This window comes from Aequorivita capsosiphonis DSM 23843 (assembly GCF_000429125.1).
GTDB classification, from domain to species: domain Bacteria; phylum Bacteroidota; class Bacteroidia; order Flavobacteriales; family Flavobacteriaceae; genus Aequorivita; species Aequorivita capsosiphonis.
In genome coordinates this window covers 245,129-265,382 of sequence record NZ_KE386849.1, presented here as the reverse complement: position 1 = coordinate 265,382, position 20,254 = coordinate 245,129, and the positions used below count along the sequence as shown (strand labels likewise).

At 36.7% G+C, this 20,254-nt stretch carries 17 protein-coding genes; 15 read left to right on the top strand and 2 right to left on the bottom strand.

Features of this window, described 5'->3' with window-relative positions; translation table 11 throughout:
• Positions 1-68: 68 nt before the first annotated feature.
• Complete coding sequence (gene hemN / locus G440_RS0116715) at positions 69-1,433, bottom strand: oxygen-independent coproporphyrinogen III oxidase (RefSeq protein ID WP_026452343.1); 1,365 nt, start codon at positions 1,431-1,433, stop codon at positions 69-71.
• A 274-nt stretch (positions 1,434-1,707) separates the two neighbouring features.
• Positions 1,708-2,262, bottom strand: coding sequence for an RNA polymerase sigma factor (locus tag G440_RS0116710; protein ID WP_034259807.1), 555 nt, complete (start codon positions 2,260-2,262; stop codon positions 1,708-1,710).
• Between the two features lie 116 nt (positions 2,263-2,378).
• On the opposite strand from G440_RS0116710, the gene G440_RS0116705 reads away from it, so the two are divergent.
• From G440_RS0116705 to G440_RS0116640, 15 genes are all read left to right on the top strand, one after another.
• A complete protein-coding gene (locus tag G440_RS0116705) occupies positions 2,379-3,509 on the top strand; it encodes a FecR family protein (RefSeq protein WP_026452341.1) in 1,131 nt (376 codons plus the stop codon).
• A 99-nt stretch (positions 3,510-3,608) separates the two neighbouring features.
• On the top strand, positions 3,609-7,103 hold the full coding sequence (locus G440_RS0116700) for a TonB-dependent receptor (RefSeq protein WP_026452340.1): 3,495 nt from the start codon (positions 3,609-3,611) through the stop codon (positions 7,101-7,103).
• A 12-nt stretch (positions 7,104-7,115) separates the two neighbouring features.
• On the top strand, positions 7,116-8,528 hold the full coding sequence (locus tag G440_RS0116695) for a RagB/SusD family nutrient uptake outer membrane protein (protein WP_026452339.1): 1,413 nt from the start codon (positions 7,116-7,118) through the stop codon (positions 8,526-8,528).
• A 68-nt stretch (positions 8,529-8,596) separates the two neighbouring features.
• A complete protein-coding gene (locus tag G440_RS0116690; RefSeq protein WP_026452338.1) occupies positions 8,597-9,628 on the top strand; it encodes a TlpA family protein disulfide reductase in 1,032 nt (343 codons plus the stop codon).
• Between the two features lie 216 nt (positions 9,629-9,844).
• A complete protein-coding gene (locus G440_RS0116685; RefSeq protein ID WP_026452337.1) occupies positions 9,845-12,631 on the top strand; it encodes a M16 family metallopeptidase in 2,787 nt (928 codons plus the stop codon).
• A 324-nt stretch (positions 12,632-12,955) separates the two neighbouring features.
• Entirely contained in the window at positions 12,956-13,363 is a 408-nt protein-coding gene (locus G440_RS0116680) for a hypothetical protein (protein WP_026452336.1), read from the top strand.
• Between the two features lie 127 nt (positions 13,364-13,490).
• Entirely contained in the window at positions 13,491-14,243 is a 753-nt protein-coding gene (locus G440_RS0116675; protein WP_026452335.1) for a TrkA C-terminal domain-containing protein, read from the top strand.
• Positions 14,244-14,362: 119 nt separating this feature from the next.
• Positions 14,363-14,890, top strand: a complete 528-nt coding sequence (locus tag G440_RS0116670) for a GlcG/HbpS family heme-binding protein (RefSeq protein ID WP_034259804.1) — start codon at positions 14,363-14,365, stop codon at positions 14,888-14,890.
• Between the two features lie 5 nt (positions 14,891-14,895).
• Positions 14,896-15,303, top strand: a complete 408-nt coding sequence (gene uraH / locus G440_RS0116665; RefSeq protein ID WP_026452333.1) for a hydroxyisourate hydrolase — start codon at positions 14,896-14,898, stop codon at positions 15,301-15,303.
• Positions 15,304-15,332: 29 nt separating this feature from the next.
• Positions 15,333-16,490 (top strand): MFS transporter, encoded by a 1,158-nt coding sequence (locus tag G440_RS0116660; protein WP_026452332.1) that lies wholly within the window; start codon positions 15,333-15,335, stop codon positions 16,488-16,490.
• A gap of 192 nt (positions 16,491-16,682) precedes the next feature.
• The gene (locus G440_RS0116655; RefSeq protein ID WP_026452331.1) at positions 16,683-17,498 is read left to right on the top strand and encodes an META domain-containing protein; all 816 of its coding nucleotides are present in this window, start codon (positions 16,683-16,685) and stop codon (positions 17,496-17,498) included.
• Positions 17,499-17,701: 203 nt separating this feature from the next.
• Positions 17,702-18,736 (top strand): NADP-dependent oxidoreductase, encoded by a 1,035-nt coding sequence (locus G440_RS0116650; protein WP_026452330.1) that lies wholly within the window; start codon positions 17,702-17,704, stop codon positions 18,734-18,736.
• 5 nt (positions 18,737-18,741) lie between these two features.
• On the top strand, positions 18,742-19,146 hold the full coding sequence (locus G440_RS21535) for an NAD-dependent epimerase/dehydratase family protein (RefSeq protein ID WP_245574882.1): 405 nt from the start codon (positions 18,742-18,744) through the stop codon (positions 19,144-19,146).
• A complete protein-coding gene (locus G440_RS21530; RefSeq protein ID WP_245574881.1) occupies positions 19,121-19,747 on the top strand; it encodes an NAD-dependent epimerase/dehydratase family protein in 627 nt (208 codons plus the stop codon). The genes G440_RS21535 and G440_RS21530 overlap by 26 nt, the downstream gene beginning before the upstream one ends.
• Positions 19,748-19,789: 42 nt before the next feature.
• A complete protein-coding gene (locus tag G440_RS0116640) occupies positions 19,790-20,212 on the top strand; it encodes a DUF2141 domain-containing protein (RefSeq protein WP_026452329.1) in 423 nt (140 codons plus the stop codon).
• Positions 20,213-20,254 lie beyond the last annotated feature (42 nt).

Genomic DNA, 20,254 nt, shown 5'->3' with positions numbered 1-20,254 from the left:
CCGAATATACTTGCAAGGAAAAAATGACGAATATCAGTATTTCAAATAAAATAAATAATTTTTTTATCCTAAATGGTCATGGAGAACAATTGCATTTCTGGCTTGCTGCGCTGCAAAAGAAGATCGAAAGCCATACACACATTTCGAACATAAGGACGACCTTTTTCAGTAATTTGAAGACTTTCGAAACCGATTATAATTAACCCGTCATCTTGCATTTCCTGTAGTTTAGACAAGACTTCTGGCAACTCTTTAAATTGCATCTTTGGGTCGCTCCAAGAAGTTTCCAGACGACACATCATATTTAAAATATGTTTACGAATTACCAGATCTTCTTCGTTTAGATTATGACCTTTATGGATGGGAAGGATTCCCTGCTCCACCAAGTCTTGATATTCTTCTACATTTTTGGAGTTTTGCCCAAAACTGTACCAACTATCACCGATAGCAGAAACACCAAGACCGATCATCAATTGCGTTTTACTTTCAGTATAGCCCATAAAGTTTCTGTGCAGTTTCTTTTGTTCTACTGCTTTGTGTAAACTATCGTTTTTAAGGGCGAAATGATCCATCCCAATTTCTATATATCCAGCTTCTTCCAGCATTCGTTTGCCGGTTTCATACATTTCTCGTTTTTCTGAAGCACTCGGTAAGTCTTCATCCTTAAAACCGCGCTGTCCATTCCCTTTTATCCAAGGTACGTGGGCATAACTATAAAAAGCAATACGGTCTGGCATCAGTTCTTTGGTTTTTTCAATGGAATACATTACGTTTTCTCTTGTTTGAAAAGGAAGACCAAAAATAATATCGTGGCCTACTGAAGTATATCCAATTTCACGCGCACTTTCTGTTACGCGCTTTACATTTACAAAGGGTTGAAGTCTATGAATAGCAATTTGAACGGTGGTGTTATAATCCTGAACCCCGTAACTCACTCTAGTAAATCCGCAATCATAAAGCGTTTGTAAATGCTCATTCTTTGTATTATTGGGATGTCCCTCAAAGCTAAAGGAAGGGTTTTCGGCCATAGTGGCATCGCGAAAAATTTCTTTTATAAGAAGCCTTAAGTTTTCTGCGGAAAAGAAAGTGGGCGTACCGCCCCCAAGATGAAGTTCTTTAATTATAGGACGCTCATTAAACATTTCTAGGTATAGACGCCATTCCTTTAAAACGGATTCGAGATAAGGCGTCTCCACTTTGTGATTTTTTGTGATCCGCTTGTTGCAACCACAAAAAGTGCAGAGACTTTCGCAAAAAGGAAGATGTATATATAGACTTATGCCTTCAGAAGCATTGCTTTCCGAAAAACTTTGAGTCACATTTTTCTTCCATTCTTTCAGTGAAAAACTTTCGTTATTCCAATAAGGAACTGTGGGATAACTGGTGTAACGCGGGCCGGGAACATTGTATTTTGAAACTAGGTTTGTTTGCATGAGCTTTTTTAATTCTGCTCAAAATTACTTTTGTCGTGAAGACTATAAAATGATAAATGTCAGATTTATGAGAAATTGATTTTTGACACTAATGCACGAATATTCTTGGGAATCATTCGTGCATTAGTGGTTTTATACCTACGAGGAGCCCCGAGATTGCTTCGTGCCTCGCAACGCGGGGAACACCTTGCAGGAAAATCAGAAACATTTGTGCATTGGTGGCATTCTTTTTCGCGGGAGTGTCAAAAATATTGGTGCATTTGTGGCAATACTTTTATTTATTAAGAATAATCCACAAAATCAAGCCATCCTTAAAATCGTCTCGTATTTTGTTAAAGGCTATCCGCATTTGAGCCTCTACTGTTTTTATGGAAATATTCAATTCATCTGCAATTTCCTTATACTTGAAGCCTTGCATTTTTAGCCGTAGAATTTCTTGGCAGCGAGGAGGCAGCGTTTCAATTATTTTTTTTAGACGTTTGGTGGCTGCTTGTAAATCATTTTCTGGACGTTGTTCTTCTTCCTCCAACGCCTTATATTTTAATTCTTCTAGCAAATTTGTTCGTTTGTTTTTTTGGCGAATGGTTTTTAAAAACGAATGATACCCCATTCTAAAAAGATAACTTTTTACCGAAGTGTGTATTTCGATTTCTTCACGTTTGTTCCAAAATTTAACGAAAGTGCGTTGTGCAATTTCTTCCGCTGTATCAAAATCAGGGGTGTAGCTTCTAAGGTAGGCGCAGAGTGGCCCGTAGTATTTATCAAACAAAGATTTGAACGCGGGTTCACTTCCTTGTTTTATGTCGGCAATTAAATGCGCATCGTCCATTATTTTGTTCTCCTGGATTTCGGGTTCGAAGTTAGGAATATTAAAAATACTTAAAAAAAACTTAAGGGTAAATCATTTTTTCTGCATCATAGGGGTATAAAAGAGAAAAAATAGTTTTGAAAACGCTTATTATTAAATATTTGAACGAAACCATTTCCGAAGCGGAACGACTTCAGCTTACGGAATGGTTGCAAATTCCTAAAAATCAAAAGACATTTAAGGAGTTCGTAAAGATAAACCATCGCCTCAACAAGATTTCCGAATCTGTAGATTCAGAAGTAGCTTATAAAAAGTTGATGGCAAACAATTCCGAAGAAAAAGAAAAAACACCAGTAAGAAAACTTATCCCTAATTGGCTGAAATATGCCGCTGTATTTGTGGGAGTAGCAATTATTGGTTATGGTATTTATTTCAACTCCCCTAATGAAGGTACTGTAACGGCTGCTCCCCAAATTACTTTACAATTGGAAGATGGCAGCATCCGCACGGTTGATGAAAATAACGAAACTGTTATTGTTAATGCAGCAGGCAATCGCATTTCTCAGCAAAAACGTGATGAACTTATTTACGATAATACTAACGTTGCACAAACGCTACAATACAACACTCTTACCGTTCCTTATGGAAAAACCTTTAAGCTGAAGCTTTCAGATGGATCACGTGTTGTTTTGAACGCAGGTTCCGAATTGAAATATCCAGTCAACTTTATTAAAGATGAAAATCGTTCTGTATTCTTAAATGGAGAAGCTTATTTTGAAGTTGCCAAAGACGATGCCCATCCTTTTATAGTTAATACAGAAGATATGGATGTTGAAGTTCTGGGAACCCACTTTAATGTGACCTCTTATACAGACGATCAAAAAACATTCACTGTTTTGGTGGAAGGAAAGGTGGCTGCGCACGACAAACTCGATGCCAACGACACAAAAACATTAAATCCGAATGAAAAAGCCTTTTTTGAAAACGGAAAACTGCAAGTAGAAAAAGTAAACGTCACCAAATATATAGCCTGGGTTCAAGGTGAGTTGATTTTCGTGGACGATTCTTTTAAAGTAATAGCAAACAAACTGGAGCGTAAATTCAATGTGAAAATTGAAAACAACTATGCGGAGCTTGCCGAAATCAACATTACTGCAACCTTTACAAACGAAACTATCGAAGAGGTTCTAAGCACCTTCCAATCCTATAAGGATTTTGATTATGTGTTAAAAGATGGAACAGTAATCATTAGCAGACCGAAAAAATAAAGAGTGTTTAAAAGAAAAAAAGGAAGATGCGTCAACACCTTCCTCTTTAATTAGAATGATTTAACCTTATTTCCAACAAAGTAAAACCGATGTAAAATTATGAAAAATGAACCAATCAAAGATGTACTTCGGTGCATTTTCAACACCAATCATTTAAAGATGAAACTCACTTTCACATTATTGCTTGTCAGTCTTTTTCAAATGAACGCCACTAATGGCTATGGACAGAGCACTCGTGTTTCCATTATCGCCGATGGCGTTCCTCTTACTCAGGTATTTCAGATTATTGAAGATCAAACGGATTTTAATTTTTTCTACAACAGCAAAGAAATTGACGTTCGTAAAAAAGTAGTTTTTTCTGCAAGTGACGAATCTGTTTTAGCAGTTTTGCAAAATCTTTTCAGCAATAGCGCCATTTCCTATCAAATTTTGGGGAATCAGATTGTTTTGAAAAAAACTGTAAAACGTGCTGTTAATAATCTTATCACTACTTCGCAGCAACAACAGCCTGTTACGGGGACCATTATTGATAGAACGGGAATGCCTTTGACGGGTGTTACCGTAATTGTTGAAGGAACTCAAAAAGGAACCATTACTAACTTTGACGGAGAGTATGACATTACTTTGGCAGATGGTGAGAACGTGTTGGTTTTTTCTTCCCTGGGTTATAAAACGCAGCGTTTAGAAGTAAATGGTAAGACAGTTATTGACCTTGTTTTGGAGGAAGATTTAAGTCAGTTGGACGAGGTGGTGCTGATTGGTTATGGCGAACAAAAGCGCGAAGATGTTTCTGGAGCCGTTTCTTCTGTTAAAACAAAAGAGGTTATCCAGTCTTCTGTTGGGAATATTGGTTTTGACCGTGCCTTGGGTGGATTGGTTCAAGGGGTTCAAGTATCACAAGGCAGTGGCCGTCCAGGCTCTCCGGTGCGCTTGAATATTCGTGGGATTACCTCACCGCTTTCTTCTTATGGCCTTAACCAACCATTATATGTTATTGATGGCGTTCCTTTTAATATAGATGCCATTGGCGGTGCAAATCCACTTTTAACTCTTAACCCGAACGATATTGAAAGCTTTGACATTTTAAAGGATGCCGCAGCAACTTCTATTTACGGTTCAAGAGGTGCTAACGGAGTTATTCTTATTCAAACAAAACGTGGAAAACGCGGTCAAAAACCGACCATTTCTTTTTCTACCTCCACAACTTTGGCAGAACCAATCAATACTTTGGATGTTTTAAATGCAGAACAATACAAAGGTTTCTATGACCAATTGATAAGAAACAGTGTTGATGCAATGAATGCCGGACAATTGGATCCGTTCTATTCTTATGATCTCGCCAATATTGGAAATGTAGAATTAGATTTTGATACTTTTCTAGTGAACTATGATGGACTTCGGGAAGACTATTTCGGGAATGCTGATACAGATTGGAACGATGTTATCTATAGAGATATAGCTGTCACCAAACAAGCCAACTTTAGTATTAGTGGTGGTGGAAATAAAACGAATTACGCTTTAAGCCTTTCTGCAATAGATCAAGAAGGTCTTGTTGTTAAAGATAAGTTGAAGCAGTATAATCTAAGCATGTCTTTGGATAACGACGTTAACGATTATGTTAAGGTTGGTGGATCGGTAAACCTAAGCCATACTGAATCGAATTCTGGAGAGGATGATGGAATTGGCCAGTATAATGTTAATACATCGGTAGTACGTGCCCGTCCAGACCTTCCTGTTTACGATGAATTGGGAAGACTTTATGGTCAGCCAGATTATTCGTATGGTTTTGAGACTTCTGAGCCAAATCCATTGATGCGACTTCAAAACAAAAACAATAATAAGACCTATAACTTTATAGGAAATTCTTATCTAGAAATTGAGCCTATAAAGCACTTAAAAGTGAAGGCAGATGTTAATGCAGCCGTTTTTTACAATACCACCAGCATTTTTACTCCCAAAATTACGCAGACTGATTTTATGATTTTCCCTAGTGATTCGTATTTAAACGAATCAGATGCGCTGGTTTCAAACATAACCACGAACCTAACGGCCAACTATGACTTTAACCTATCTGACCACCACTTCAATATTCTTGCAGGATTGGCATGGGATAGAACAAATTTTAATAATAAAAGCCACTTTTATACTGGTTTTCCTGATGATGAAGTACTTATTAACGGATCTTCAGCAGAAACGGTACTTGGATATACCAGCAACCGTTTGGAATCTGGTTTGAACTCTGTATTCTCTAGGTTAACCTACAATTATAAAAACAGGTATAATGCTACTATCAACTTTAGATCGGATGCTTCTTCTAAGTTCGGGCCTAACAATAAGCGCGCCTATTTTCCATCGCTTTCTGCAGGCTGGAATATTGCTAACGAAAACTTTCTTTCAACAGAGAAAGTTAACAATCTTAAACTACGGGTAAGTGTTGGACGTGTAGGATCTACAAATGTTGCAGATTATACATATCTACAATTCTTCCAAACTACGGCCAGTGATATTTACAACGGAAATTCTGCCGTAATTCCTTCCAACAATTTTCCCAACATCAATGTTGGTTGGGAAACAACAGATGAAATAAACTTAGGCTTAGACTTTGGTTTTTTCAACTCAAGATTACGCGGAAATGTGGATGTTTATACTAGAAAAACTAAAGATGCCTTAACCCGTACCCCGATACCGCAGGAATTAGGATCTAACACATATTACTCAAATTACTTAGATGTTTCCAACAAAGGTATTGAGGTGAGTTTAGGAGGTGATATAATACGCAGTACAGATTTTACATGGAGTGCCAATATAAATTGGGCCTTCAACCGAAACAAACTGGATAAATTGAAAGGAGCTAAAATTGATCCTTTCCTTCAAGATTACTTTATAGAAGGGGAAGCTGTAGGTTCTATTAGAGGCTATAAAGTGGTAAAAATCATTCAGAGCCAAGAGGAAATAGACAACCTTAACAATCTTTCTCCCGATGGTACTTACGACAAGAATTCAACTGGGGTAGGAGATTATTTATTTGAAGATATCAATGGCGATGGCAAAATAACTTCCGACGATACAACGATTATAGGTGGTATAGAACCAGATTATTTCGGGGGTATTTCAAATACGTTTACGTATAAGTCTTTCAGCCTTTCAGCCTTATTGCAATATTCAGTAGGGGCAGAAACAATTTGGGATGGCGTGGCTTTTGGAACGTTTAACAGCCTTGGCGAAAACAGGTATAGTGAATATGCATTAAACACTTGGACTCCAGAAAACACAGGTGCAAAATATGCACGCGCACTTTATACAGACCCATCTTCAAGTGGAAGAACTTCGGATAAATACCTCTATGACACTTCTTACTTAAGATTAAAAAGCTTGCAATTGAGTTATAATTTGGATTCTTATTTAATGGAACGAATAGGTTTTGACAGTGCAAGAATAATGTTGACTGGAAGTAATTTATTTACGTGGACTAAATGGCCTGGTATAGATCCTGAAAGTCTTTCTGAAAGAGGCTCTATTACAGATCAAGTAAGTGCCGAGGATCCTTATCCATTGTCAAAGTCATTCTCACTAGGTATTCAACTTCAATTTTAAAAAAAGAAAACGATGAAAAAATATATAAACACATTTCAGAAGCTTTTAATACTTACAGTTGCAATAACTATTTCCAGTTGTAGTATTGACGAAATAAAACCGATTAATCAACTTACCGCCGAGAACACCATCCGGGATGAAGAATCTGCACAGAAGGTATTAAACGGAGTTTACGATTTAAGTCGGGCATTCGATATTAGTTTTTTTCCACTTCACTTGGCCGCTTATGGCGATGAGGGCATTAGTACTGGACTCAGCGGTGATGCCGGTTTTAATACCAATGAAGTGCCGGTTGAAAATAGATTTCTTTCCAATGTGTACAATGGACACTATAAAGTAATCAATATTGCCAATTTTTTAATTCAGGAATTGGAAGCTGGAAAAGCAATAGGAATAAGCGAGGAGCGAAAAGCGGAAATGATTTCCGAAGCAAAGTTCCAGAGAGCTTTTTCCTACTTTAATCTATTGCGTTATTTTGGCCAATATTACGATCTAAATTCTAGCTATGGCGTAGTCTTGCGTACTAGTTTTGCTACTGAATTGGAATCTTCTCCTCGTAGCACCGTTCAGGAAACCTATAATTTGATTGAATCGGATTTAGAATATGCCGCAACCAACGGTCCTGTTTTTATCGAACATTTTTACAGTGGAAGTTTGGCTGCAAAAGCCTTATTGGCCAAAGTAAAATTATATGAAGGTAAATATGGCGAAGCTGCGACTTTGGCGGAAGAAGTTATCAATAATGCCGAAGGTTATTCCTTGGAAGCAATTTATAGTGATATATTCTCAAATCGATTTGATTCCTCTGAAGTGATTTTTGCTCCCTTCGCAGGACCTGGAGCTGAAGGCGGAACTAATATGTACTTAGTTAGCCGAACTAACTATAGTGAATATTTTCGTTCTCTAGCCGATATGCAGGTTGGGACAGCCGATGATGGGAGCCTAGAAGGACTCGGTTCAGATTATGACCCAAGATTTAGTTTTGCGTATTCTGAGGAAACTCAAGGAGCTAACTCAAACGGAAAATATCCATTCGCTTCTAATTCCAGTTCCCAAAACAACACTTTATATCATTTGCGTCTTGGCGAGCTATATCTAGTGCATGCCGAAGCATTGACTCGAAGTGGTGGCAATTCTGCGAGCGCTTTACAAAGTCTAAACACGATTCGTGATAGGGCAGGAGTAGATCCAAAGGAATTTGTTGATGTGCCAACATTATTGGAAGACATTCGTCAGGAAAAACTTTTGGAGCTTTCCTTTGAAAATGGAGAGCCGCTATTTGATCTGGTACGTTACGATGTTTTGGGAAATATAGACGCTTCAACAGTAAAATCTACCTTGAACAATGAATATAAATTTATTTTGCCAATTCCTTCGGACGTTTTGATAGGAAACAACGCATTAGTGCAGAATCCGGGGTATTAATTAAATTTTCTGAAACCTGACAGGTTTTAAAAACCTGTCAGGTTTAATAATCATAAAAAAACATTCAAATGAAAAATTTATTTCTAATTGCAATTATCTGTCTTTTCGCTGCCTGTAAGCAGGAACAACCGCCAAAGGACTACGCCGTGATCCACGGTAAAATCACGAACCCTACCGAGAATGAAAGTCTTCGACTTTTCAACCCAGTAACTTCAGAAAATGTGGTGATTAAAGTTGATGAAAACGGAGCTTTCCGCGACACGCTAAAGCTGAAGGAACCAGCTTATTTCAGTGCTGTTTACAACGATGTGTTCAATATCTATTTAGCTAATGATATGGATGTTGAATTAAATTTTGATGCCAATAAAATTTCCAAAACGGTTTCTTATAATGGAGATGGTTCCGAAGAAAACAACTTCCTAAAATATAAAGCAAAGAAAAGCGGTGAATTGATGGGCGAAAATTACAGAGAATATCTTGGGCTTGAAACCAGCGCCTTCGATGCAAAGACTTCCGCGTTCGTGAAAGACCTGAATGACAATTTAGAAAATAAAAAAGCTGAATTGAATCCGGCATTTGTTACTTCAGAAAATGAAAATATCGCAAAATTTAAAAACGATATTCAGGCACAGCATTTACAGCAAATGGAGATTAATGCCGCTCTAAGTCCAGGAATGGAATCTCCGCAATTTACAGATTATCTAAATTATGAAGGAGGCACAACTTCTATTGGAGACCTTAAAGGAAAGTATGTTTATATAGATGTTTGGGCTACTTGGTGTGTTCCTTGTATTTATGAAATGCCTTATCTTATTGAAGTTGAAAAGGCATATGAAGGGAAAAACATTCAGTTTGTTGGAATTTCTATAGATCGTAAAAAAGACGAGGACAAATGGAGAAAAATGATTGTTGATAAAGAATTGATGGGCACGCAGCTTTTGGCTCATAATGAAATAGATTCAAAATTTATCCAAGATTATTACATCCAAGGTATTCCTCGTTTTATCATTTTAGATCCTGAAGGAAATATTGTGAGCTATGATGCGCCACGTCCATCAGACCCTGCATTAATTGAAATGTTCGATTCATTGAATATATAGTTTTTGATTTGTTTTTTAGTTGGTTAGTTAGTTTTCCCGGGATTGTTCCTTGATTTGTTTTCCCGGGATAACGGAAATATGGGCCATTGAAATTATCTCTTTGGCCCTTTTTTTAATTAATTATAATGCAAGCTATAGCTCATCAATAAGACATATAAAATCTATTCCGAATACTATCGGGACTCACGTCTAAAATCTCATTTAAAAAAAATAAATATGAAACATATCTTTTCGCTTAAATCACTGTTCCTTTTAGCTTTATTGCTAATAGTTCAGCAATCGTCAATCGCCCAAACTACTAATTCCAAATTTGAAAGAGTACAGGAATTGGGTGGTGTTGAAGAATATCTTTACACGCCAAACGGACTAAAAATACTTTTGGTTCAAGACAACGCCGCGCCAGTGGTAAATGTGCAAATGGTTTATGACGTAGGTTCCAAATATGAAGTTTCGGGTAATACTGGATCTACACACCTTTTGGAACACCTAATGTTTAAAGGAACCGAAAAATTCAACAAGAAGAAAGGTACATCTATTGATTCTGAATTAACCCGTTATGGCGCGCAGATGAATGCGACAACTTGGAATGACCGTACTAATTATTACGAAACCATCCCAAGCGACAAAATGGAACTCGCGATTGAAATTGAAGCGGACAGAATGCGCAACCTTCTTTTGTTGAAAGAAGATAAAGAAGCCGAAATGACTGTTGTTCGTAACGAATTTGAACGTGGTGAGAACAACCCGAATTCACTACTTTCTAAAGAAATATGGGCAACAGCTTATATGGCTCACGGCTATCACCACTCCACTATTGGATGGCGTTCCGATATCGAAAATATGCCGATGAAAGTATTGCGCGATTTTTACGATACCTACTATTGGCCTAACAATGCGTGGTTAACCGTAGTTGGAGATTTCCAGAAAGATAACCTTTTCAAATTAGTAGATACCTATTTTGGAAAAATTTCAAAAGCATCACACGTCATTCCACAACCTTATACGGAAGAGCCACCACAATATGGTCCTCGTAAAATTGAAATAAGTAAAGCGGGTGAAACGAGTGTAAACACCGTAGCCTATAAAATTCCTGGAACATTGGACAAAGACATTCCAGCCTTGATTATTTTAGCCAAAGCGTTGGGCGATGGTCCTTCCTCTGTTTTGAATAAAGAATTTGTAGACGCTGGTCTTGCTTATTACGCAGGTGCTTCAGCTTCACAATTTGCAGAAAACGGATTGTTTACTGTGACTTTAGGCTTTAACCCTGAAAAAGATTCGGAAGAAATGAATACCAAACTCTTGGAAACTCTTGAAAAGGTTAAGAAAGACGGTGTTCTTCAAGCAGATATTGATCGGATTATTGCGAATCTAAACGCGCAGACTATATTAGGCAGAGATGGTTCAGGAAGTATTGCTTCAGAATTGACAGAGTTTATATCTGGTGGCGATTGGACGGAATATATCAACGAAAGCAAAAAACTTGCAAAAGTTACTGCTGCCGATGTTAAACGTGTAGCAGATAAATATCTAGTGCTTGACCAAAGTACAACTGGATTTTTTATTCCGAAGAAAGCCGGATCAAATCCTGAAACTGTGGAAGGCGAGGCAAAACGCTCTTCAGAAACAGACGGAAAATATTTCTACAGAAATCCAGAAATGTTTGTGGATGGTTCAAATGAAGTTAAAACTACTTTAGAAGTAGAAATTAAAGCTGTAACAGAAACTCCGGGCAATGAAGATTTCATCAGAAAAACAGTTGCTGGCATTGATGTTATTATAAAGAAAACCGGGGCTAAAGGTTACGTTACTGTAGCTGGAAGTTTTCCAATTGGAGAGTTCTTTAACGGTAAGAACAACGAAATGATCCCAACGCTTACTACTTCTATGTTAAGCAAAGGAACAACTAAAAACGACAAATTTCAGTTTTCACAAAAACTTGAAAAGTTGGGTGTTGATATTTATGTGAGTTCAGACAATGACAACGTAAGCTTAGGTTTCAAATCATTATCAAAAGATGTTGATACCGTAATTGCACTCTTGGCTGAGGAATTGCGGAATCCACTTTTTGATGAAAAGGAATTTGATTTGCTAAAGGAACAATTTATAGGAAATATGCAACCAGGTCTTTCAGATCCTGGAACGCAGGGAAACATTGCTTTAACGCAGAGTCTATATCCAAAGGGACATCCTAACTATTCAAATTCTATTGAAAAGACGATAGAAAATATTAAAGATGTGAAATTAGCAGATATAAAGGCCTTTCATAAAAAATATTTTGGTCCTGCAGATATGCACCTTGTATTCGTTGGAGATGTAGATACTAAACCAGTTTACAAATCATTGGAGAAAAATTTCAAAAATTGGTCTGGTGGTGTAAAGAGGAGTTCTAAAAATTACGATGTAAAAAAAGGTAATGCCCTTACAAAAGTTGTAAGTATCCCAGAAAAGCCAAGTGCTGATCTTTTTATTGGGCAGTATACTGGAATGCGTCGTAGCAATGCAGATTTCCTTCCATTTCTTATTGGAAACAGTGTTTTAGGGGGTGGTTTCTCAGGAAGGCTGATGCTCACCGTTCGTGATGAAGCTGGTTTGACGTATGGTATTTCTTCACGTCAAAGTGGATATACTTTTGCAGACGGATATTGGTTTATAAATGCATCATTTAACCCAGAATTATTCGCAACAGGAGAAGAAGCAACTTTAAAGGAACTTAAAAAGTGGTCAGAAAAAGGTATCACTGCTGCCGAATTAAAGGACAAAAAATCTAGTTTGATTGGTGCTTTTAAAATTGGACTTGCCACGACTCGCGGAATGGCGGCTAATATTTTGGCCGTTGTTGAACGTGGTGAGCAACCCAGCTATATTTATGAATATCCTGCAATGTTGGAAGCTGTAACCTTGAAGCAAGTAAATGAAGCCATCAAAAAATATATTGATGTCGATAAATTAGTAATTATTAAAGCGGGATCTTTGGATCAAGAAGGGAAACCTTTAAAATAAAGATCGCAAATTAGAATACTTATAAAAAGGACTGTCTTAAATGACGGTCCTTTTGTATTTAAAAAGGTTGCAAGTTGCAAGTTTCAAGTTACAGGTTACAAGTTGACAGTTTGAACTTAAATATTTCATCAAGTCTCATTTTTTGGTTTTTCCAGATTCCAATTTCGTATTTCAAATTTAGTTGTTCGTTTGTCCTTCGAAGCTCATCCTTCAAACTTTGAGATAGAATTAATAAAACTTAGCCCTAGGTTTTCAAATCATTACAGTATTTTTATAAAAATTTCTCAATCTAATTAATAATTTATATCATCTTAAAATTAAAATATGAAATACATACTACTTTTCAGTATACTTTTTTGCTTCAGTTTAAACAGTCAAGCGCAGGAAAAAGCGGCTGATGAAAATCCGTATGAAACTGAACTTATATTTACTTCACAGGACAAGGATTATTTGCAGTTGTGGCATTACGAGCAAGTATTACAAATGGATTTAAATCAAGAAGGTCGGGATAACTATCTTTCACTTCTGAATTATTACACCTATAAAATGTCCAGATTAGGTTTGAAGAAATATGGCTACACCGATGCAGAAAGAAATTCGAAGTTTAATGATTTAGTGGATGATTTAAATACTGATATGAAAGATTTACTAAGCCCAGCCGATTATAAAATCCATAAAGAAAGCTTTAAAAAAATTGAGAAACTAGTGAAAGATAAGCGAAATTGGGATTAGTGGATATGTGAAATATTGGTACTCTATCCTTTCATTTTAAAACGTTTATCACGGTTCGTATTTAAAAATCTACTATTTTTATAAGGAGCATCGGCAAAGATTTATCACATTATAATTTTTAAAGTATATGTTCGCAGCAGTAACATTGTTTTTGGTGGTTTCGCTTTCGGCCTTGATTACGAAAATTGCAACTATCGCCTTGGTTCACACCGGGCTGTCTACACAAAGTGCGCGTTTTCAGGCCAGATCCGCTTATACTGGAGCCGGGTTTACGACAGCTGAATCTGAAAAAATAATGAACCATCCCCTGCGACGTAAAATCATTTATATCCTTATGCTGGTTGGTAATGCGGGGATTGTTACCGTAATGTCCTCTCTTATTTTAACCTTCGTGCTGCCAGATACCTTGGCTTCAAAACTATATGGGTTATTAATAGTTGTAGTTGGTATGGCTATAGTTTATTGGGCCATTAAAAGTAAGTGGGTAGATCGGGGTCTCTCTAGAATTATTAGCAGAATGTTGGAAAAATACACCGAGCTAAATATTCAGGATTTTGCTGCAGTACTCCACCTAAAGGATGATTATCGAGTGAGTGAACGAAAAATTGACACTGGAGATTGGGTATCCAATAAAACCCTAAAAAACCTGGATTTAAGAAAAGAGGGAATTACCGTGCTAGGTATAGATCGGGATGGGGAAGATTATTTTGGTTCACCAAATGGAGACTTTAAGATATTACCAGGTGATGTTGTTACTATCTATGGAAAAGCAGAAGGTATTAAAAGTCTTTACGGAAGAAAAAGAGATTATAAAGCAGAGGTTCAGCATCAAGAATTTGTGGATAAGGAGTCCGAGAGAAAGAATCAACAAAGTCATTGATAAAACCATTTTTACCCTTCATTCCAATTGAGTTTCTCAAACTATTATTTTATACAAAGTTTTCCCAAACGCAATCTAAGAGATATTTTTGTTTAATATTTTTGCTAAAAATATAAACAATGAATATAAAACACATTTTAATTATCGCATTATTACTCCCGATAATGGCTATAGCACAGACATCAAAGCTTGGAAAAGCAAACCAATATATTGATGAAATTCCTACACTAAATTTATTGGCCGCTAATCAACTATTGGAAAACGCGAGCAATAAAGCCAAATCACTTGGAAAAAATGCAACCATCGTAATTTTGGATGCTTCTGGTGAATTTATTCTAAGTGCAAGAGGAAAGAATATTGGTCCCCATAACACCGAAGCGGCGCGAAGAAAGGCATATACCTCGCTTTCTACTAAAACTGGAACGCTGGCTTTAATGCGAATGGCCCAGTCTAATCCCGATTCCCAAAATTTGAACACATTGCCAGAACTATTATTGTTAAGTGGTGGAGCACCAATTTATTGGGAAGGAAATGTTGTAGGAAGTATTGGCATAGCCGGTGGTGGCAGTGCCGAAAATGATGATATGATTGCCAAGGCGGCAGAAATACCTGAAATGGGAATAACAACAACAAACACAAACAAATAAAAAAGATGAAAAATTTATTATTAGCGGCAATTATGTTATTTGCGACAAGTGCAGGTTTCGCACAACAAAAGGAATTCCAATTATCTACGCATATCCTGGACGTTTCCGAAGGTTTGCCGGCAGAAGAGGTAACGATAAAATTAGAAAAAATGAACCCCGAAACTAAAATCTGGGACTTTGTCTCTGAAAAAGTAACTTCAGAAAGTGGTCGTGTAAATGACTTTCTTCCATCGGAAAATGACAACGAGGGAATTTATAGATTTACATTTATGGTGGAGGACTATTTTAAGATGAAAAATAAAGAAACCTTTTACCCTTTTGTAGAAGTCGCCTTTAAAATAACTGGTAAAAATCACTATCACGTACCAATAACACTTTCAGCATTTGGTTATTCTACGTACCGCGGAAGTTGATTTTTGATTGAAACCTTTTAGATTTTAGGATGACTCCAAAACTTACCAATTCCACTTTATATTTAATGAGTATTTCGGCTGGTCTCATAGTAGCCAACCTCTACTATAACCAGCCCTTATTGCATCAAATCGCCGTAGATTATGACGTTTCTGAAGCGGCTGTAAGCAATGTTGCACTCAGTACGCAGCTTGGTTATGCCTTTGGCTTACTTTTTATTATTCCGTTGGGCGATAAAATTTCAAACCACAAAATAATACAAGTGGATTTTCTGTTGATGATTATTTCATTAATCGCAGCAGCGCTTTCAGATTCACTTTTTTTGCTGATAGCAAGTAGTTTCTTTATTGGCTTCACTTCGGCAGTTCCACAGCTCTTTGTGCCCATGGCGGCACAATTGAGCGATGATAAAGGAAGAGGTCGTGCAATTGGCATCGTGATGAGCGGCTTGCTAATAGGTATCTTGGGAAGTAGAGTTATTAGTGGTTTTGTAGGGGAACAATTCGGTTGGCGGGTAATGTATTACAGTGCTGCGGTATTAATGGTGTTTTTGTTTTTTATCCTTCGTGCTAAACTTCCAAAACTCAATCCACATTTTCCAGGCAGCTATGGCAGCTTGTTGAAATCTATATTTTATTACTTCAAAACGGAACCAGAATTGCGAATTGCTTCCTTGCGCGGCGCATTAGCATTTGCAGGACTTAGTGCTTTTTGGACGATCTTGGTTTTCTTGATGGAAGATAATTTTGGTTATGGTAGTACTATTACCGGCTTGTTTGGTCTCTTAGGAATTGCAGGTGCCTTGGGAGCGACCATTGTGGGAAAACTAAATGATAAGGTCGATAAAAATAAATTAATCATATTTTCTGCGATTTTATTAATTGTTTCCTGGGTGATTTTTCTAGTTTCTGGCAATTCAATTGTTGGCTTAGTGATAGGTGTTATTCTAGTTGATTTAGGTTTGCAAGCACTTCATATTACCAATCAGAATATTATCTTCTCCAAAAACCCCGAAGGTAGAAATCGGGTCAATACCGTTTATATGGTTTCTTTTTTTATCGGTGGTGCCTTAGGAACTACTTTAGGCGCACTTGCTTGGGAAACCTATAAATGGACAGGGGTTTCGGTATTGGGTCTGGTGTTATCTGCACTTATTCTATTGGCACATTTGCTCTTCCATAAAGCCTAAATTTATCTTAAATTTCCAGTAAATTCTGTTGTTTTTTAGGTTTGGCTTGCTTTGTGCATATCTGGGCTTAGAGAAAATGAAGTTGGGAAACCTTCACTTTAATTTAGCTTTTCTATAGGCTTCTTTAAGAAATTAAAGTATTAGATTCCACTTCAATATAAATTCACCAAACCTAAAAACAATAGTTTAATTATGAAAGTACAACTTTTTACCATCGCTCTTGCAGCATTGACACTTTATAGTTGTGGGTCTACCCAAAACACCAATACCATGGAAAACCAGAATGCCACTTCAAATAATGAAATTTCAGGATCCTACTGGAAACTGGAAACGCTTGAAGGGAAAAGCATTTCAGATCTTCAAGACAATGATAAAGAAATCGGCTTTACCTTAAATGATAAAGAAAACCGAATCACTGGATTTTCAGGTTGCAATAACTTTTTTGGCACTTATACATTAGAAGATGGAAATCGAATTAATTTTTCCGCCTTGGGTGCAACTAGAATGGCTTGTCCAGACAGCGCATTTAACGAATCTGAGTTTTTAGAGGTATTTAATTTAGCCGACAATTTTACTATCAATGATGACATGCTGCAGCTTAATGTTGGAAAAAGGGCTCCTTTGGCCATTTTTAAAAGAGTTGTTAATGACGAACCTATTGTAGAAAAGTATTGGAAACTGAAAACCTTGGAAGGAAAACCTGTAGAAATGGCTAAAAACCAAGAGAAAGAAATCTATTTTATGCTGAAAAGCGAAGATAATCGTGTAACTGGTTTTGCTGGTTGCAACACGATTTTAGGATCTTATACTTTAGAAAAAGGAAACAGAATTCGTTTTAAAAACATGGGTTCTACTATGATGATTTGCCCAGATGTTGCAGTAGAAGATTCCGAATTTCTGAAGATTTTTCAACTTGCTGACAATTATACCATAAATGGTGATGAACTTTCATTAAACGTTGGCCGTAGAGCTCCGTTGGCAGTTTTTGAGGCAGTGTATTTTAATTAATTCCGAATGAATTTGAAATATTTACTTTTCATTCAGAATTAATTATAAAGCGCTTTTAAGAAATCTTCATTTCTCCATAATTGGCAAAAGTTCTAGAGTGAATTCCAAAACTTTGTCAAGTAGAGAAATGAAGGTTTTTTAGTTTCAGAAAGAGCAAAACCCACAAGATTCCAATTTTTAATTTAATTCAAACTTATATCATAATGACTAAGCAACAAGACAATCAAGAAATAGTATTGGCCAAAAGACCTTCGGGTGTCCCTGATCAAAGCACCTTTGAGTTTCGTGATATTGACGTTCCTAAACTTAAGGAAGGAGAGGTTTTGCTAAAAAGCATTTACGTTTCTGTAGATCCAGGCATGCGCGGCTTCATGGATAAAGGCGATGACGATGATAGGGGAAATAAATATGAATTGGGTAAACCTATAACAAGTAGGAGCGTGGCACAAGTTGTAGAATCCAGAAGTAAAAAATTCACAAAAGGAGATATAGTCTATGGCCGTTTAGATTGGAAAAAGCTACAGTCTTTTAATGCAGATAAACTTGAAAAGGTCAACCCAGATCTAGCTCCTATTTCAACGGCATTGAGTATTTTAGGTGTTACAGGCCTCGCCGCATATTTTGGGCTTATAAAAATTGGTAATCCGCAAAAAGGAGAGACTGTTGTAGTTTCTGGGGCGGCCGGTTCTGTAGGAAGCGTTGCTGTGCAAATTGCCAAATTGAAAGGCTGTAAAGTAATTGGCATTGCAGGTTCTAAGGAAAAAATTGATTATTTGGAAAATGAATTGGGCATAGACAAAGGAATAAATTACAAGAAAACCAATAATATGGCCAAAGCGCTTAAAGATGCTTGTCCAAATGGAATTGATGTTTTCTTTGACAATGTAGGTGGCGAAATTGCAGATGATGTTCTGGAAATTTTGAATAAAAATGGACGGATTGTCATCTGCGGTCAAATTGCTGAATACAATGATGAAAATCCACCAAAGGGACCAAGACCACAGCATGCATTAATTCAAAAAAGTGCGCGCATGGAAGGTTTTGTGGTTTTTGATTTTAAGGATGAATTTGAAGACGCCAAAAATCAGCTTTCTAAATGGTATAACAACGGTCAGATGAAATATAAGGAAAACCTTATTGAAGGCTTTGAAAATATTCCTTCGGCATTTATTGGCTTGTTTTCTGGTGATAATATTGGGAAACAGCTTGTGAAAATTTCGGAAATTGAAAAGCAGTAAAAGGGATGGAGAACAAAACAAAATCAGTATTATTGACTGGTGCTTCAGGTACTGTTGGTTTTGAAGCTTTAAAACAGCTTGTAGAAATTCCATACTTGAAGCTTACCGTTTTTGATAAAAAAACGAAAGCCGCTGTTAAGAAACTCGATCCCTTTAAAGATCAAGTCAATTTAATTTACGGCGATATTACAAAAAATGCTGACATTGAGAAAATAGTTCATGATCAGGATTGTATTATTCATTTGGCAGCAATCATTCCGCCAACAGCAGATGATTTTCCAGAAATAGCCAAAAAAGTAAATACGGAAGGAACTCGCAATTTGGTGCGATTATTAGAACAATATTCACCTAATTGTTTCTTTATTTACTGTTTATGGCGATCGATTGGAAAATCCGTATATTTCGGTTGAAGATCCTTTAGAACCTAGTCCTGGAGATGAATATGCGCTCACAAAAATAGCGGCGGAGGAAATCATTAAGACTAGCAAATTAAAATGGACAATTTTTAGATTGGCGGCAATAATGGGGGGACATAAAATGTCTAAATTGATGTTTCATCAACCATTGGCTACCTCTTTGGAAATTGCAACACCACGAGATACAGCGCGAGCCTTTGTAAACGCTATTGAAAAGGAGAAGGAGCTATCAAGAAGCATATTCAATCTTGGTGGTGGGGAAAATTGTAGAATCAGTTACGAAGGCTTTCTACAACGTTCTTTCAATATTTTCGGACTTGGCGAACTCAATTTTCCAGAGAAGGCTTTCGCTGAAAAAAACTTTCACTGTGGGTTTTATAAAGATGGGGATAAACTAGAAAATATTGTTCACTTTAGAAAAGATAGTTTGGAAGATTACTTTAAAATGGAAAAGGAAAAAATTTCGAGTTTTGAAAATTTTGGAGCATCACTTTTAAAAAGGCCGATTAAATATTATCTTTTGAAACAATCTGAACCTCTCGCCGCAATTAAAAATAATGACGAAAAGATGAAAAGCCAGTTTTTTGGAAATTAACCCTATACTGAATCGCTATACCTTTAACTAAACTTAAAACGAATGAACTACTTAATTATATTTTTCACACTTCTTTTTATTAACACTCAGTCCAATGACACCCATACACTCACTGTGACTATTGATAATATTAAAACCATGGAAGGTACCCTAGAAGTCGCTCTTTTTAACAAAAGCGATCGCTTTATGGAAGAGGGGCAGGCTTATAAAAGTGTTTCCATTAAAGTTGAAAATGGATCTGAAACCTTCGTATTTGAAAATTTACCCAAAGATGTCTATGCTATTTCGCTATATCACGATGAAAATGCAAACGGTGAATGTGACAGAAACTTCTTTGGAATTCCAAAGGAGCCTTACGCCTTTTCGAATAATTTTAAGCCCAAATTTTCTGCTCCTACTTTTGATGACTGTCAGTTTGAATTGACGGCAGATACATCAATGGAAATCGAATTGCTGAAATTCTAATTTCTGCTGTTGTTTCTTAAATTTACAGAGTCCTTTCCATCA